The following is a 15,559-nucleotide window of genomic DNA, read 5'->3' as shown; positions in this document are numbered from 1 at the left end:
GGAGAAATATATGAAAGGCATTGCCTATTGGGTTGAAAAGCGTGCATATTTACATCCAGAGCGCATTGCTGTTATTGCTGAAGATGAAAAACTAACTTATAAAAAACTGCATCAGTATGTGAGTAAAGTAGCTTCATATTTGACTTTGAAGTTAGGGAGAAAAAGAGGGGATCGAATTGCTATTTTGTCACAAAATCGATGGGAGTACATTGTTCTTTTATTTGCGATAGCGAAGATAGGATGTATTGCTGTTCCTCTTAATACACGATTAACGAAAAGTGAACTTGTTTTTCAGTTACAAGATAGTGGATCTACCGTTTTATTTGCAGAAGAAACATTTCAAGAAATTGCACAATCTATAGCAGAGGAATCTAGTATAGAAAGAGTTATTCCGATTGCGTGCTTAAAAGATTTAGAAGAGAACATTCTGAACTCTTTTGATGTAATGAATGAAAGCGCTCCTTTTATTATCTGTTATACATCGGGAACAACTGGGAAGCCGAAGGGAGCGGTATTAACACAAAAAAATATGTTTTGGAACGCACTTCATAATATGTTAGCGATTGATTTAACGTCTAAGGATCGGGTTATTGTATTACTTCCCTTATTCCATATTGGGGGGATTGGCTTATTTGCTTTTCCTACTTTATTTGTAGGTGGAACAATTATTATTCCAAGAAAATTTGAACCCGTTAAAGTTCTTTCTATGATAGAAGAACATCAAGTCACTGTGGTGATGGGAGTCCCGACAATTCATCAAGCTTTGCTCCATTGTTCAACTTTTGAAACGACAAATTTACAATCTGTTCGGTGGTTTTATAATGGGGGAGCACCATGTCCACAAGAATTGATTAAAGGATTTATGGATAGAGGATTTTTATTTGGGCAAGGATTTGGCATGACAGAAACCTCACCTACTGTGTTTATGCTTTCTGAAGAGAATGCAAAACGTAAGGCAGGTTCAATTGGAAAGCCTGTGCTGTATTGTGATTATATGCTTATTGATGAAAATAGAAATAAAGTGGATATAGGTGAAATTGGAGAGTTAATTATAAAAGGGCCAAATGTAATGAAAGAATACTGGAATAGACCGGAAGCAACTATGGAAACAATTCAAGATGACTGGTTATATACAGGTGATTTAGCAAGGGAAGATGAGGAAGGTTTTCTATACATTGTTGGCAGAAAAAAAGAGATGATGATTTCAGGTGGAGAAAATATTTATCCTCTTGAAGTAGAGCAAGTTATTAGTAAACTTTTAGAAGTAGATGAAGTAGCTGTTGTTGGAGCGCCACATTCAAAATGGGGTGAGGTTCCAATTGCTTTTATAGTAAAGGTGGTTGGAAGCAGGTTAACTGAAAAGGAAATAGTCGATCATTGTTGTTTATTTCTAGCAAAATATAAAATTCCAAAAGAAATTATATTTCTAGAGAAATTACCTAAAAATGCAACGGGGAAAATTCAAAAGATGGAGTTATTGAATCAATTGAAAAGTAGGTGAAAAGATGACAATGTATACGATTGGGCAACAGGCATCATGTAGCAAAACGATAACAGAAACAGATTTTGTACTATTTGCTGGTTTGAGTGGTGATTTTAATCCAATCCATATCGATCATGAGTATGCGAAGCAAACTAGATTTAATCAGCGAATTGCGCATGGGTTATTAACTTCAAGTTTGTTATCGCAACTGTTAGGGGTCCATTTGCCAGGGAAGGGCTCTGTTTATATGGAGCAAACGATTCGTTTTACAGCTCCTGTTTTTATAGGAGATACGATTACAGCGACAGCTACTGTCCAAGAATTTTTTAAGGAGAAGAGAATTATAAAATTGGTAACAGATTGCCATAATCAAAGAGGGGATTTAGTGTTAACTGGTTTAGCTACAATGATGGTCCCAAACGAAGGGGGATTGATATGATGAATATTGGGATTGAAGCAACTGGTGTGTTCTTCCCAAAAGATGTTGAAACAGCGGCTGATTTAGCTGGTAAAACAGGTATTCCTGAAAACGTTATAATAGAAAAGTTTGGTTTATATGAAAAACATGTAGCCGATGACACGATGCATGCTTCAGATTTAGCAATTGCAGCAGCCAAACCCATTTTATCAAAGGTTGATCCTCTAGCCATCGATGTAGTTATCTATTTTGGCAGTCCACATAAAGATTACCACGTATGGTCAAGTGCCCCGAAGATTCAGTATGAGCTTGGAACAAAAAATGCTTATGCTTTTGAAATCATGAATGTCAGTTCGTGTTTTCCAATTGCTTTAAAAGTTGCGAAAGATATGTTGAATTCTGATAAATCCATTGAAAATATTTTATTAGTAGGCGGGTGTAAAGAATCTCAAATTATAGATTACGATAACCCGCGCTCTCGTTTTATGTTTAATTTTGCCGATGGTGGGAGTGCGGCATTAGTAAAACGAGGAGCCAGAAAAGGTAGAATTTTAGAAAGTGCGATTATAACAAACGGATCTTTTCATGAGGATGTTCGCATTCCCGCCGGTGGATCAAAGCAATTTGCTAGCTATGAGACTGTTGAAAAACGTCAACATTATATTGATGTTATCGATCCAATGAGTATGAAGGAGCGTCTTGACCTTGTTTCAATTCCAAATTTTGAAAACGTTATTCGACAAGCTTTGAACAAAAGTGGATTAACTACTAAGGATATTAAAGTATTACTACCACTACATACAAAACGTTCCATGCTAAAGGAGTTATTACATTCACTACATTTAGTGGAAGAACAAGTTGTATATTTAGATCATTATGGACATATGTCAGCACTAGATCCTTGTATTGGCCTTCATTTTGCGAATGAGCAAGGTAAATTACAACCTGGTGATATTGCAGTAGCAGTTAGCGCTGGTACTGGATATACTTGGGCAGCAACTGTCATTAGATGGTAGGAGAATGGCTATTATTTATTCAAGGAATGAAATGTATAATTCAAATAATTGTATGAATATTTACAAATGTATTGGGAGGTATTTGGAAATGTCTGGCGAATGTAGAGGTACTTCGAGAAATTTCTATTGATCATCTAGTTCATATTGTTAAAAGCGAAAAGTCATGATTACGGCTGATTTACTGCTATGGCGTATTTGATTCTATTAGAAAGTAAAGTATGGGGAGGATCACAATGTCAGCAAAAAAACGTAAGTGGCTAAAAATGGTGTTTACGGGATGTATTCTTGGTTCATTGTTAATAACAGCCGGCTGTTCAGGAAAAAAAGCAAGTACAGACAACGAGAAAATGATTAAGGTAGGTGTTCTTGCTTCGTTAACAGGTCCACTTGAATCATATGGGAAACAGACAGTAAACGGATTTGAATTGGGGCTTGATTATGCAACTGGCGGAACAGGAAAAGTTGAAGGGAAGAAAATTAAGTTTGTTGTAGAAGATACGGAAACGAAAGCGGATGTAGCGGTTAAAAAAGCTACGAAATTATTAGAAGAAGATAAAGTGGACTTTCTCGTTGGATCTTCAAGTTCAAGTGATACATTAGCGGTGTTACCAATAGCTGAGGAATATGAAAAAATAATGGTTGTTGAACCGGCAGTTGCAGATAGTATAACAGGTAAAAACTGGAATAAATATATTTTTAGAACGGGAAGAAACTCCTCTCAAGATGCAGTTGCTGGTGCTGCAGCCATTGCTAAAAAAGGTGTAAAAATTGCAACGTTAGCTCAGGATAACGCCTATGGTCGTGAAGGAATTGCTGCATTTAAAACAGGTGCGAAGAAATTAGGTGCGAATATTGTAAACGAACAATATGCTGATACGAATTCTACGGATTTTACTGCGAATATTCAAAATATTATTAGTTCAAACCCAGATTATTTATTTATTGTTTGGGCCGGTGCGAACTCACCATGGAAGCAATTAAAGGATATGAATGTGGAAGCACAAGGGATTAAGATTTCAACGGGAGCACCGGATATACCAGCATTAAAAACGATGGATGCATTAGTAGGTATGCAAGGATTTTCAGTATATTATCATACACTTCCGAAAAATAAAGTAAACGATTGGTTAGTAGAAGAACATAAGAAACGTTTCAATGGAGCAGTTCCAGATTTGTTTACAGCTGGAGGAATGTCAGCGGCAATTTCTATCGTTGAAGGGTTAAAGAAAACAAAAGGTGATACAGATGTGGATACGCTTATTAAGAAGATGGAAGGAATGGAGTTTGAGACTCCAAAGGGAAAAATGAAATTTAGAGAAAAAGACCACCAAGCATTGCAAACGCTTTATTCTATAACGCTGCAAAAACAAGATGGTGTCGATTATCCAGTACCTGTTTTAGAGCGTGAACTGACAATGAAAGAAACAGAGCCACCGATTCAAAGTAAATAACCAGAATTTTTAGTTAAAAATTATATAAAGAGAGGGTTGTTCCCTCTCTTTATAGTTAGTTTTTGAAATGAATAATAAAAATTCCTTATGAGGAGGGATAGAGTGAAGAACCTATTAGAGACTCGGAATCTTTGTGTCTCATTTGGTGACCACCATGTTATTAAAAATATAAATTTGACAATACCAAAAGGAAAACTTATTTCTATTATTGGACCGAACGGAGCAGGGAAAACAACTCTATTTAACTTGTTAAGTGGGCAAATTTCTCCAACAAAAGGTGAGATTTATTTTAAAGAACGTGACATTACAAAGTTATCGGTTCCAGAGCGAACTCGTCTTGGGATGGGACGCTCTTTCCAACTTACAAATATTTTTCCAGAGTTGACAGTGATTGAAAATATACGTTTAAGTGTACAGGCGTTTGCTCAAGATTATTATAGTTTTCTTCCCAACTTCTCTCGATTTAAGCAACAGATGGGAGAGGCGAGACGTCTTTTGAAGACAGTATTACTTCACGAAAAAGAAGAAGTGCTAGCGAAAGATTTAGCGCATGGGGAAAAGAGAAAATTAGAACTGGCTATGCTGCTAGCACTCAAAACAGATGTGTTGCTACTTGATGAACCGACAGCGGGTATTTCTGTTGAGGAAGTTCCAGCTATTCTACAAGTAATCGAGAATATAAAGAAAAATCGGGAGAATACGATTGTACTCATCGAGCACAAAATGGATATGGTTCTACATTTATCAGATCACCTTATTGTGTTATTTCATGGTGAATTATTAGCGGAAGGGTTGCCGAAGGATATTATGAAGGATGAGCGGGTACAAACGGCATATTTAGGGGGATTGCAGGGTGACACTATTAAAAGTGGATAATATAGAAACATATTTGGATCAGTTTCATATTTTGCAAGGTGTTTCTTTTAAGGTTGAAACAGGAACGATCACCGTATTATTTGGGAGAAATGGGGCTGGAAAAACAACAACTTTACGTTCAATTATGGGATTTCATCGGATTTCTAATGGCGAGATTTATTATTGTGATGAAAAAGTAAATGGTTTATCTACTCATCTAATTTCGCGAAAAGGAATAGGCTATGTGCCAGAAAATCAAGGGATTTTTCATGATTTAACGGTAGAAGAAACATTTGCTCTTGCGGGAGCGAAGAAAGGGATAGAGGTCGCGGGAAAAGTAGAATGGATGCTCGATTTATTTCCAGATTTAAAACAATATTGGCATAAAAAAAGCGGGTTGTTGAGCGGAGGACAAAAGCAAATGCTGGCGATTTCAAGGGCGTTCATTAATAGTGATGGGTTGCTATTAATTGATGAGCCAAGTAAAGGATTAGCGCCAATTATGATTGAGAAGTTAATGTCAGCCATTTTGCAAATGAAAGAGAAAACAACAGTTTTGCTTGTGGAACAAAATTTTATGATGGCAAGCCAGATAGGTGATTATTTTTACATTATGGATAATGGCACAATCGTGCACAACGGCCCAATGAATGAACTGAAAGAAGATAAGGAAACTTGTCATAAGTATTTAGGGATTTCTTAACATTGATACGGAAGGAGGTATAGAACGTGGATGTGTTAGTGAATTTGTTTGTAAACGGTGTTTCGACAGGTATGCTTATTTTTTTATTAGCATCTGGACTTTCACTAATTTTCGGTTTAATGAGTGTGCTCAATTTTGCTCATGGTGGATTGTTTGCATGGGGGGCTTTTACGGGGGTATGGCTATTCAACATGACGGGTAGTTATGTACTTGCATTAATAGGTGCGATTTTGATGGGAATGTTTCTTGGTTTCGTTTTAGAAAGATTTCTCATTCGTCCGGTCTATGGAAATCATGTTCGGCAGCTTCTCGTTACACTCGGTGGAATGCTCGTACTTAGTGAATGTATAAAAGTATTTTGGGGACCGAATCCCATTGGAGCTAAATTACCATCATGGCTGCAAGGAAGCTTTACATTTGATGGAATTATATTAATTAAGTATCGCTTATTTGTTATTGTCGTTGGGGTCGTGATTTATATTGGTTTGATGTTGTTATTACGTAAAACAAAAATAGGACTTATGATTCGTGCGGGTGTAATGGATAAGGAGATGGTGCAAGCTCTTGGCATTAACGTAAAGGCTATATTTTCATTTGTCTTTTTATTAGGGGCAGGAATGGCAGCGTTAGGAGGTTTTCTTCTTGCGCCATATTCAGGAGTTATTTTTGCTGAAATGGGTATGCAGTATGCGATTTTAGCTTTTATTGTTGTCATTATCGGAGGATTGGGTAGCGTGCAAGGTTCGGCGATTGCATCTTTAATTGTTGGATTGGCTGGAGCGTTTACGGCGTATTATATACCTGATTTATCACTCGCAATCAATATGTTAATGTTATTGTTTTTCTTAATAGTCAAACCGACGGGACTTGTTGGTGAGAAGGGGTGAAATGGTGAACAGTACATTTAATCGAGGTGGGATATATTTTGGAATAGCTGCATTGATTTGTTTAAGTGTATTTCCTTTTGTAAATGATTCACGAAGCTTACTTATTTTGTTCACACAAATTTTCATCTTCGCTATATTTGCAATGAGTTTTGATCTTCTTCTTGGGTATACAGGAATTGTTTCATTTGGTCATTGTATGTTTTTTGGAATCGGTGCTTATTGTGTCGCGCTTTTATTAGATCGACAAGAAGTTTCGATCTCCAGTTTTTTTATGGGCATTGGGATAGCGGTTCTATTATCAGCGATAGTGAGTTATATAATAGGATTGCTCTCTTTACGACTAAAAAGTCATTTTTATGCAATGTTAACACTGGCTATTTCCCAATTATTCTTTGTACTGGCTGAAAAATGGCGAGCTGTGACACATGGAGGAGATGGCTTTACATTCGGGGTACCTGATATGTTTCGTGACCGCCTCACATTTTACTATATTACACTCGTATGTCTACTTGTGATTTTTTTATTGCTTCGCTTATTTACTCAATCTTCTATCGGAAAAGTTTTGAAGGCAATTTCGCAAAATGAGCAACGGGTAGAAGCACTTGGATATGAGGTTCTTCACTATAAAATTATTGCGAGTATAGTTGCGGGAATAGTAGCAGCGATTAGCGGTGGTTTATTTGTTATTACATTACGTTTTGTAAATACAACTGTTTTTTCAATTGAAATGACTTTGAATGCTCTATTGATGGCAATGATTGGGGGAGTTGGAACATTAATTGGGGCAATTGCAGGAGCAGGAATTATTGAATCTCTAAAGTATTATTTATCAGAACTGGCGACGCAGTATCCAATCTTTGAAAGATGGACCATTTTCCTTGGGCTACTTTATATTATTGTGTTATTAGGTTTCCCGACAGGGTTGGTTGGAACAATGAAAAAAATAAGAAAGGTAGTACAAAATAAAAAGACAGAGAAAGGCAAGGAAGTTGAACATAGCGCATGAAACTTTATCTCAAGGTTTAGAAAGGGATGCGGAAGTTAGGTAAGAGTTAGCCATCAGCGGGAGAATCTTCTGCTGATGGAGGTTTCAATTGATAAATTTTTTTGCTTGCAATTTTATCAATTGAGTAGTAAAGTGATGGTGAGATCAGTGATGAGGAGGTATTCGAAATGCGTGAAAATACGATAGGATCGTTAATTTGGTTACGCTTAATTCGTTTCACAAACCAAAGTAATCAGTTGTCAAATGATTTTTTAAAACGCTTTGATTTAACGACTGCTCAATTCGATGTACTCATGCAAATTCGAATTTATCAGCCACTTACGCAAATGGAGTTAGCTGAAAAAGTTACGGTTACGCAAGGTGGCATTTCGCGTATGCTAACGCGCCTTGAAAAAGAAGGGTACATTGTCCGTAAGCAAGATTGGAAAACAAAAATGATTAGTCTTACAGGCAAAGCTGAATCTATTTTAGAAAAAGCATTACCTGAACAAGTTGCATTTCAATCATCATTTTTTAATGATGTATTGAACGAAGAAGAACAAGAAACACTATATAAGTTGATAACACGTGTCCATAAAAATAGTGTAAAAAAAGAATTACCGTCTGAGTAATTTTTTTACACTATCACTTGATTAATCAAATGATAAAAGGAGGAACAAAAATGTATAAAATTCTTGGACATCATCATATCTCAATGATAACTAAAGATGCTCAACTGAATAATCAATTTTATCAAAACGTATTAGGTCTACGCCGCGTAAAAAAGACTGTGAATCAAGATAATCCTAAAATGTATCATTTATTTTATGGAGATTTAACAGGTAGTGCGGGAACAGAACTTTCATTTTTTGAAATGCCTATGGCAGGAAGAACAACTGGTGGTACAAATGCAATCACACAAATTGGTTTACTTGTTCCATCGCTTGAAAGTCTTACGTTTTGGAAAAAACGATTTGAACAATTGGATGTAAAGCATAGTGAAATTACAACATATGGTGGTCGAGATGCTTTACATTTTGAAGATCCAGATGGATTACGATTGGTATTGTTAAATAATAAAGATGAAGAGGTACCAGCGTATTGGTCTGCGTGGGATGATTCTGTTGTAAATCAAGAGCATCGTATTTTAGGAATGGGAAGTGTTGAAATCACAGTACGAGACTTAGAAAGTTTAGGGAAAACATTAAAGGATATGTTTGGTTATGTAGAAGCATCTCGTTCTGATGGAGAGGCAATTTACCAGGCTGTTCGTGGACAGTCATTTGGAGAAATTGTTGTGAAACAAAAAGAAGGACCAAAGGAAAAGCCTGGGAGAGGAAGTATTCATCATTTAGCAATCCGAGTGAAAAAGGAAGAAGAGTTGCGTTATTGGGAAGAGGTTGTTAAAGAAAATGGATTTCATTCAACAGGGATTGTAGACCGTTTTTATTTTCAAAGTTTATATTTCCGGGAATCCAATGGTATTTTATTTGAAATTGCAACAGATGGACCTGGGTTTACTATAGATTCAAAAGTGGAGGAACTTGGTAAAGCGTTAGATTTACCACCATTTTTAGAAGAACGACGTGCAGAAATTGAAGGGAAGTTAACACCACTTGATTAAAAAGGAGAGAGAAATGATGAAACAATATCGTATAGATACAAGTAAAGGGATTGAGTTTGGTTTATATTCGATTGGGGATCACATACCAAATCCACATACAGGTTCAAAAATTAGTGCAGAGCAGCGCATTCGAGAATTAATTGAGGCAAGTAAGTTAGCCGATGAAGCAGGACTTGATGTATTTGCTGTTGGGGAAAGCCATCAAACTTACTTTACAACTCAGGCCCATACGGTCATTTTAGGGGCAATTGCACAGGCAACAAAAAATATTAAAATTGCTAGTTCGGCAACAGTGTTAAGTACATCGGATCCTGTTCGTGTATACGAAGATTTTGCTACACTTGATTTAATTTCAAACGGCAGAGCTGAAATTGTTGCTGGACGTGGTTCACGTGTAGGTGCATATGAGTTGCTTGGTTATGATGTGCGTGATTATGAAGAGTTATTTGAAGAAAAAATGGAGCTATTGCTGAAGTTAAATAATGAGGAAAAAGTAACGTGGGAAGGTCAATTTCGTGCTCCACTGAAAAATTCAACCATTTTGCCGCAACCAGAAGGTGGATATATGCCGATTTGGCGTGCAGTAGGTGGCCCACCTGCTAGCGCAATTAAGGCTGCATATGCGGGTGTACCGATGATGCTGACAACACTTGGTGGTCCTGCTATCAACTTTAAGGGATCGGTAGATGCGTACCGTGAAGCAGCAGAGCAAAGTGGTTTTGATCCAGCAACTTTACCAATTGCAACTACAAGTTTATTGTATACAGCAGAAAATTCACAAGATGCACTTCGTGAGTATTATCCACATATTAATGCTGGAATGCTCGCATTACGTGGCGGAGGCTATCCAAAGCAACAATTCGCACAAGCTACAGATTATCGAGATGCACTAATGATTGGTAGCCCAGAGCAAATTATTGAAAAAGTACTATATCAACATGAATTATATGGTCAGCAGCGTTTTATGGCACAAATTGACTTTGGCGGCGTACCATTTGAAAAGGTAGCGAAAAACATTGAGTTGATTGCCACAAAAGTAATACCAACTATTAAGAAACATACAGCGAAACAATAAGGAGTGAACAGAATGAAAATCGTAGGAATTGCGGGTTCTAATGTAGGATCTAAAACAAGAACAGCGATAGATTATACGTTGAAATTAGCGGGTGAAAAATATCCTAATGCAGAAATCACATTACTAGACCTTGCAGAATATGAAATGGTCTTTAGTGATGGGCGAAATTATTGGGAATATGAAGGGGATACAAAGTATGTAACGGAAACAATCATGGCAGCAGATGCGATTATTATTGGTACACCAACATTTCAAGCATCTATTCCAGCGACATTAAAAAATATTTTTGATTTATTACCAGTTAACGCTTTTCGAGATAAAGTGGTGAGCATGCTTGTTACAGCTGGAACAGCGAAGCATTATTTAATGGTGGAGCAGCAGTTAAAACCAATTTTATCCTATATGAAGGCGCATATTGTCCCAACGTATGTATTTATTGAAGAAAAAGATTTCCACCGAAAAGAAATCATCAATGATGATATTCTTTTCCGGATGGAGCGTTTAGTGGAAGATACAGTACTACTTGTTGACGCATATGCAGGCATTCGCCAAATAAAAGATGCGGAATATGATTTTTAATTTTATACTCTGAAAAAACGCTGATGAAGCAGGAGAATACTGCATAATCGGCGTTTTTTATGTTTTGCTTTTCCATACTGATCATGTCCTTTTTAAGAGTAATAGTATCAGTATGTCTAAGCTTCAGAGATTAATTACAATTGTTTTAAGGTTTTTGCACCAAAACCATATAACTAGTAAAACACATGAATGGGACAGAGTAGAAATAACGTATCACTATTTGCTACTTTGCCCCTGGGCCTTATAACGAAGGGTTCTTTTTACGATCGTGTATTTTTAAAATAAATTTTGCAAATTGATTTGTAAATGGCAGGAATAGAAGTGAAACTAATACATTAAAGATAACGCTAACATGTGCTAGCTGAACATCTGGATGGGAGGACAGTAGTTGACCAAGGTCAGTAAGCCATCCTATGAAAGGGAAAAATACAGCAACTCCTAATATATTAATCCATACATGAGCCCAGGCAGTAAGTAGCGATTCCTTTGCACGTGAGATATAACCAGCAAATAATACATCTACACATGTACCAATATTAGCCCCCAGCATAATCGCAACTGCTGTATCTAACTCCATAACACCTGACGTAAGGAATCCCATTGTAATTCCTACAGTAGCACTGCTTGATTGAATCATTCCTGCAATTACTATTCCGGCTAAAACAGCATAAAAGGAATTATTACCTAGAGTTAGAAGTAATCGGTTAATAAATTCCATTTCTAACAATGAAGATGCCAAATATTCAAATCCCCACATAGCTCCAAAAACGGCAGCTAAACCAAGTAAAATAAACCCTGAACTGCGGAGGATTTTTCCTTTTATCAATGCAAATACTCCACCGATAACTGCCATAGGAATGATGAGCGAATCAATGTCTAGCGTAATAATTTCTGCATCTACAGTTGTACCAATATTAGTACCGAGTATAATTCCAATGGCTTGTGGAAATGTCAGTTTTCTGGCGGAAATAAGCCCAATTGTAATGATCATTACTGCAGAACTGCTATTTAGAACAGCTGTGACTAGAGCACCTATTATTAGACCTTTCCATGGCGCACCCGTTATAGTAAATAGCCATTTATTAAGGGATTGTCCTGAAAAATTAAATAGTCCCTTGCTAAATAAGAACATTCCATAAATGAATAATCCTATAAATAGCAGAAAGAGAAATAATTCTAGCACCTTTAACCTCCTTTCTAATTAATTGATATTTTTTACCATGAACATGCAATGCAAAGGTTTAACCTTTTACGGAATTACTAGTATTTTTTCGGGTTAAATGCTCGAATTAAAACAGAGTTTGGATTCATATATTTCTCTGAATAGATATTATCTGGAACAAATCCTTGGCCTTCAGATAATATGTTAAAGATCTTATTAGTTTGATTTGCAAAAAGTATTCTTAAAAGTGTCAGCTCAAGAATGAAAAAGACTGCCAGGGAAATAAATAGCATTAATTGGTACATTTTTTCACCCCCTTTAGATATCAATATATGATTAAAATCTCTGCAATGCTTGGACAATTGATAAATTAAAAGAAAGAGTCTGTAAAAAATGAGAGATTAATAGGGGATGGAAAAAGTATTTTCCCAACATTCCGATTAAACTAACGCATATTTTATTATTCTGTAATAAACGCACAGGCAAAAGCTGCTGGTATGGAATATAGTAGAGTAATTGAAAGTAAGGAGGAAATCAAATTGACTAATCCAATCTGTCTGCTATTGGAACAAACCCCTCCAGGTACTCTTATACAAGAACTAATGATCAATGGAGAAGATGTATCAAGAGTTGAGGAATTTGTAAAGTATGATAGAGTAACGGGTTTGGCTTTTTTTACTAATAAATCTAATAGTGTTTTTGTGGCAATCGCTGAAAAAATTGACATGATTGAGTTTATACCCGAAATCGAGAACTAAAAAATAGGACTGTCATATGAATGAAATAAAGTAAAATAATTAAAAGCAAAGGAGGAAATCAAATTGTCTAATTCTATCCGTCTTCTATTGAAACAAGCCTCACCATATACACTTGTAAAAGAACTAATAATCAATGGAAAAGAAGTATCAGGAGTTGGAAAATTTGTAAAGTTTGATAGATTATCAGGCCTTGCTTATTTCAGTAAAGAGTCTAATGGTATTTTTGTGGTAATATGTGAGAAAATTGACAAAATTGAGTTTGTATCCGCAGCTGAAACCAAACCGAAAGCGAAACCGAAAGCGAAACCGGAACCGAAACCGAAACCGAAACCGAAACCGAAAGTGATACTGAAACCGCTACGGAAACCGATACCGAAACCGATACCGAAACCGAAACTCAACTTTAAAACAAAAACTGAGTTATAATAGGCCTGGCTATATGAATGAAATAAAGTAAAGTAATTGAAAGTAAAGGAGGAAACTAAATTGTCTCACCCAATCTGTCGGCTGTTGGAAGAAACCCCTCCAGGTACACTTGTAAAACAGATATTGATGAGTGGAGAAGATATCTCTGGATTTGACACATTTGTAAAGTACGATAAACTAGAAGGCCTTGCCCATTTTACCAATAAATTAAATAGTAGTTCTTTTGTGGCGGCCGGTGAAAGAATTGACATGATTGAGTTTATAATTGAAACCAAATCCAAGCAAAAATGAGTTTGGATTTATATCAAATTTCTGGATATAAAAATGTAGGTTTTAAATCTTATGTATGCTCCAGGCGTCTGTGGGCATGATTTCACAAAAAGGGTATATTCCCTTTTTTTGTGATTTTATTTAAATTTTTGAAACTGTTATAATAAAAAATTTATTTTTGGGAGGTGATATTGATGTTTTCAATCATTCTTTTAATTTTTCTCTTTTTATTTTCCTCATTCTTTGCCTCAGCAGAAAACGCTTTATCAAGTGTGAATCAAGTAAGGTTAAAAAAATTTGTTAATGAAGGAAGAAGAGAAAGTGATAAAGCTCTTTATCTTACTAAACCCGAAAATTTCGATAAATCACTTTCTTCAATTGTTAACCTTACATGATTATTAGTTTTAGAAAGGAGAGAAGTGGATGGAGTCATTATGGCTAGAGTATGCTTGGGCATTGTTAATTCTAATCGGACTAGAAGGATTGCTATCAGCAGACAATGCTCTTGTACTAGCAGTGATAGCCAAGCATTTACCCGAAGATCAGAAAAAAAGAGCTATAAATTACGGAATCATTACGGCCTTTGTTTTTCGATTTGCTGTACTTTTTGCTATTTCGTTTATTGCAAATGTCTGGGAGATACAGGCAATAGGAGCGGCTTATCTTCTTTACCTAGGATTAAAGCACGTCATTCAGGCACGGTTCGGAAAAGAAAATAAGAATATTCATAAGGACGATGAAAAGGAATCTGCAGGTAAAGGTTTCTGGTCCACAGTTGGGAAGATTGCACTAGCTGACCTTGCTTTTGCAATTGATTCAATTCTAGCGGCGGTTGCTCTTGCCCTAGGCCTTCCAGATTCACCGCTAGAAGATTTCGGCGGTATGGATGGAGGACAGTTCTTGGTTATTCTTCTTGGAGGTATTGCTGGCCTTGTTTTGATTAAATTTGTAGCAACCTGGTTTGTAAAGCTTCTTGAAAAACGTCCAGCATTGGAAACAACAGCATATGCAATTGTTGCATGGGTGGGTGTCAAACTTGCTGTAATTACCCTTGCCCATAGGGATATTGGTATCTTAGATCATCATTTTCCGCACAGTACAGCTTGGACTCTGATTTTCTATGGAGTTTTAGTCGGTATCGCCCTAATCGGTTGGTTTACACCAATAAATAAGTCTTTCAGATAAATCCTAAAAGGTAAGGTAAGTGTAGAATAACTTGTATGCAAATCACTTGAGTACATGTTGAAATCGAAATATTATGAATTATATAAAAATAAAGGTGATGAATAAAGCTGCCTCATTAATGGTGATCAGATTGCTGAGAAAGGGAGTATACACTCTTTCTCTAAATTTATTACAGTTATAAAATGAATGAATTGTCACTCGTTTTATAATTGATATTAATTATTTCAGCCATTCGATGAATAACAAGTCTGCTCTCACTTTGTAAAGCCGATAATATTAAAAGCGAATAAATAGGTAATGATCTTCCTGTTCTGTTGTCTTCATTTGAAATTATTTTAGTAAAAGCTAAACCTAGTTTTGCCCGTTGAATAAATAACTTTACATATCTATTTGTAGACTCTGAACAATCCGGCCATGTCTCCCGTACATAATAAATCCTTCGAAAATCCTATCAATTCCATGCTCAGTTCTCTTCGCCAAACCAATTTTTTTTAGAGCATCTGCTAAAGCTTGATTCCGTCCGTGCAGCTCAACGGTTAACAGATTATTAAGATTAATCCCTTCTATAAATCCACCAGGGCTACTAATGGTCATCCCTTCATCTTCAATAACCAATGACAAATACAGTAAAAGAAAAAATAGCAAATGTATTTAAAAGTTATATGGATTTTTGGGGAAGGGT

The 15,559-nt window shown here is 36.2% G+C and carries 20 protein-coding genes; 17 read left to right on the top strand and 3 right to left on the bottom strand.

Features of this window, described 5'->3' with window-relative positions; genetic code table 11:
* The first annotated feature begins 10 nt into the window (after positions 1–10).
* From AC1M36_RS09975 to AC1M36_RS09920, 12 genes are all read left to right on the top strand, one after another.
* Positions 11–1,501, top strand: a complete 1,491-nt coding sequence (locus tag AC1M36_RS09975) for an o-succinylbenzoate--CoA ligase (protein WP_479845808.1) — start codon at positions 11–13, stop codon at positions 1,499–1,501.
* Between the two features lie 4 nt (positions 1,502–1,505).
* Positions 1,506–1,922, top strand: a complete 417-nt coding sequence (locus AC1M36_RS09970; protein WP_336453600.1) for a MaoC family dehydratase — start codon at positions 1,506–1,508, stop codon at positions 1,920–1,922.
* The gene (locus tag AC1M36_RS09965) at positions 1,922–2,917 is read left to right on the top strand and encodes a 3-oxoacyl-ACP synthase (protein WP_336453621.1); all 996 of its coding nucleotides are present in this window, start codon (positions 1,922–1,924) and stop codon (positions 2,915–2,917) included. Before AC1M36_RS09970 ends, AC1M36_RS09965 begins: the two co-directional genes overlap by 1 nt.
* Positions 2,918–3,150: 233 nt before the next feature.
* On the top strand, positions 3,151–4,368 hold the full coding sequence (locus tag AC1M36_RS09960) for a substrate-binding domain-containing protein (protein WP_431613216.1): 1,218 nt from the start codon (positions 3,151–3,153) through the stop codon (positions 4,366–4,368).
* Positions 4,369–4,470: 102 nt separating this feature from the next.
* Positions 4,471–5,244: an ABC transporter ATP-binding protein gene (locus AC1M36_RS09955; RefSeq protein WP_336453598.1), complete on the top strand. Its 774-nt coding sequence runs from the start codon at positions 4,471–4,473 to the stop codon at positions 5,242–5,244.
* Positions 5,222–5,926: a branched-chain amino acid ABC transporter ATP-binding protein gene (locus AC1M36_RS09950; RefSeq protein WP_336453597.1), complete on the top strand. Its 705-nt coding sequence runs from the start codon at positions 5,222–5,224 to the stop codon at positions 5,924–5,926. The genes AC1M36_RS09955 and AC1M36_RS09950 overlap by 23 nt, the downstream gene beginning before the upstream one ends.
* 26 nt (positions 5,927–5,952) lie before the next feature.
* A complete protein-coding gene (locus AC1M36_RS09945; RefSeq protein WP_336453596.1) occupies positions 5,953–6,813 on the top strand; it encodes a branched-chain amino acid ABC transporter permease in 861 nt (286 codons plus the stop codon).
* Between the two features lies 1 nt (position 6,814).
* Positions 6,815–7,819: a branched-chain amino acid ABC transporter permease gene (locus tag AC1M36_RS09940; RefSeq protein ID WP_336453595.1), complete on the top strand. Its 1,005-nt coding sequence runs from the start codon at positions 6,815–6,817 to the stop codon at positions 7,817–7,819.
* A gap of 167 nt (positions 7,820–7,986) precedes the next feature.
* A complete protein-coding gene (locus AC1M36_RS09935) occupies positions 7,987–8,430 on the top strand; it encodes a MarR family winged helix-turn-helix transcriptional regulator (RefSeq protein ID WP_336453594.1) in 444 nt (147 codons plus the stop codon).
* Positions 8,431–8,480: 50 nt separating this feature from the next.
* On the top strand, positions 8,481–9,422 hold the full coding sequence (locus AC1M36_RS09930; RefSeq protein WP_336453593.1) for a ring-cleaving dioxygenase: 942 nt from the start codon (positions 8,481–8,483) through the stop codon (positions 9,420–9,422).
* A gap of 16 nt (positions 9,423–9,438) precedes the next feature.
* Complete coding sequence (locus AC1M36_RS09925; protein ID WP_479845819.1) at positions 9,439–10,497, top strand: LLM class flavin-dependent oxidoreductase; 1,059 nt, start codon at positions 9,439–9,441, stop codon at positions 10,495–10,497.
* A 12-nt stretch (positions 10,498–10,509) separates the two neighbouring features.
* Positions 10,510–11,076: an NADPH-dependent FMN reductase gene (locus tag AC1M36_RS09920; protein ID WP_336453591.1), complete on the top strand. Its 567-nt coding sequence runs from the start codon at positions 10,510–10,512 to the stop codon at positions 11,074–11,076.
* 241 nt (positions 11,077–11,317) lie between these two features.
* Here AC1M36_RS09920 and AC1M36_RS09915 read toward each other — a convergent pair whose 3' ends face one another.
* Together AC1M36_RS09915 and AC1M36_RS09910 are read right to left on the bottom strand one after the other, a co-directional pair.
* The gene (locus AC1M36_RS09915; RefSeq protein ID WP_479845807.1) at positions 11,318–12,259 is read right to left on the bottom strand and encodes a Na/Pi symporter; all 942 of its coding nucleotides are present in this window, start codon (positions 12,257–12,259) and stop codon (positions 11,318–11,320) included.
* A 77-nt stretch (positions 12,260–12,336) separates the two neighbouring features.
* The gene (locus AC1M36_RS09910) at positions 12,337–12,543 is read right to left on the bottom strand and encodes a hypothetical protein (RefSeq protein WP_479845806.1); all 207 of its coding nucleotides are present in this window, start codon (positions 12,541–12,543) and stop codon (positions 12,337–12,339) included.
* Positions 12,544–12,777: 234 nt separating this feature from the next.
* On the opposite strand from AC1M36_RS09910, the gene AC1M36_RS09905 reads away from it, so the two are divergent.
* From AC1M36_RS09905 to AC1M36_RS09885, 5 genes are all read left to right on the top strand, one after another.
* Entirely contained in the window at positions 12,778–12,996 is a 219-nt protein-coding gene (locus AC1M36_RS09905) for a hypothetical protein (protein WP_336453588.1), read from the top strand.
* Positions 12,997–13,059: 63 nt separating this feature from the next.
* Entirely contained in the window at positions 13,060–13,422 is a 363-nt protein-coding gene (locus AC1M36_RS09900; protein WP_479845805.1) for a hypothetical protein, read from the top strand.
* A 60-nt stretch (positions 13,423–13,482) separates the two neighbouring features.
* Positions 13,483–13,713 (top strand): hypothetical protein, encoded by a 231-nt coding sequence (locus AC1M36_RS09895; RefSeq protein ID WP_336453586.1) that lies wholly within the window; start codon positions 13,483–13,485, stop codon positions 13,711–13,713.
* A 173-nt stretch (positions 13,714–13,886) separates the two neighbouring features.
* Entirely contained in the window at positions 13,887–14,087 is a 201-nt protein-coding gene (locus AC1M36_RS09890) for a CNNM domain-containing protein (RefSeq protein WP_336453585.1), read from the top strand.
* A 28-nt stretch (positions 14,088–14,115) separates the two neighbouring features.
* A complete protein-coding gene (locus tag AC1M36_RS09885) occupies positions 14,116–14,877 on the top strand; it encodes a TerC family protein (protein WP_336453584.1) in 762 nt (253 codons plus the stop codon).
* 378 nt (positions 14,878–15,255) lie between these two features.
* Here AC1M36_RS09885 and AC1M36_RS09880 read toward each other — a convergent pair whose 3' ends face one another.
* A complete protein-coding gene (locus AC1M36_RS09880) occupies positions 15,256–15,471 on the bottom strand; it encodes an ATP-binding protein (protein ID WP_336453583.1) in 216 nt (71 codons plus the stop codon).
* Positions 15,472–15,559 lie beyond the last annotated feature (88 nt).

This window comes from Bacillus sp. Medicinal_06, from assembly GCF_056711665.1.
The sequence above is the reverse complement of the archived record's forward strand: the minus strand, read 5'-3'. Positions and strand labels throughout refer to the sequence as shown.

Bases quoted from the DNA above. Each gene is read 5' to 3' on its own strand.
- AC1M36_RS09975 (WP_479845808.1), top strand. From the start codon at position 11: ATGAAAGGCATTGCCTATTGGGTTGAAAAGCGTGCATATTTACATCCA.
- AC1M36_RS09925 (WP_479845819.1), top strand. From the start codon at position 9,439: ATGAAACAATATCGTATAGATACAAGTAAAGGGATTGAGTTTGGTTTA.
- AC1M36_RS09970 (WP_336453600.1), top strand. From the start codon at position 1,506: ATGACAATGTATACGATTGGGCAACAGGCATCATGTAGCAAAACGATA.
- AC1M36_RS09930 (WP_336453593.1), top strand. From the start codon at position 8,481: ATGTATAAAATTCTTGGACATCATCATATCTCAATGATAACTAAAGAT.
- AC1M36_RS09885 (WP_336453584.1), top strand. From the start codon at position 14,116: ATGGAGTCATTATGGCTAGAGTATGCTTGGGCATTGTTAATTCTAATC.
- AC1M36_RS09960 (WP_431613216.1), top strand. From the start codon at position 3,151: ATGTCAGCAAAAAAACGTAAGTGGCTAAAAATGGTGTTTACGGGATGT.
- AC1M36_RS09890 (WP_336453585.1), top strand. From the start codon at position 13,887: ATGTTTTCAATCATTCTTTTAATTTTTCTCTTTTTATTTTCCTCATTC.
- AC1M36_RS09920 (WP_336453591.1), top strand. From the start codon at position 10,510: ATGAAAATCGTAGGAATTGCGGGTTCTAATGTAGGATCTAAAACAAGA.
- AC1M36_RS09880 (WP_336453583.1), bottom strand. From the start codon at position 15,471: ATGACCATTAGTAGCCCTGGTGGATTTATAGAAGGGATTAATCTTAAT.
- AC1M36_RS09910 (WP_479845806.1), bottom strand. From the start codon at position 12,543: ATGTACCAATTAATGCTATTTATTTCCCTGGCAGTCTTTTTCATTCTT.
- AC1M36_RS09940 (WP_336453595.1), top strand. From the start codon at position 6,815: ATGGTGAACAGTACATTTAATCGAGGTGGGATATATTTTGGAATAGCT.
- AC1M36_RS09935 (WP_336453594.1), top strand. From the start codon at position 7,987: ATGCGTGAAAATACGATAGGATCGTTAATTTGGTTACGCTTAATTCGT.
- AC1M36_RS09965 (WP_336453621.1), top strand. From the start codon at position 1,922: ATGAATATTGGGATTGAAGCAACTGGTGTGTTCTTCCCAAAAGATGTT.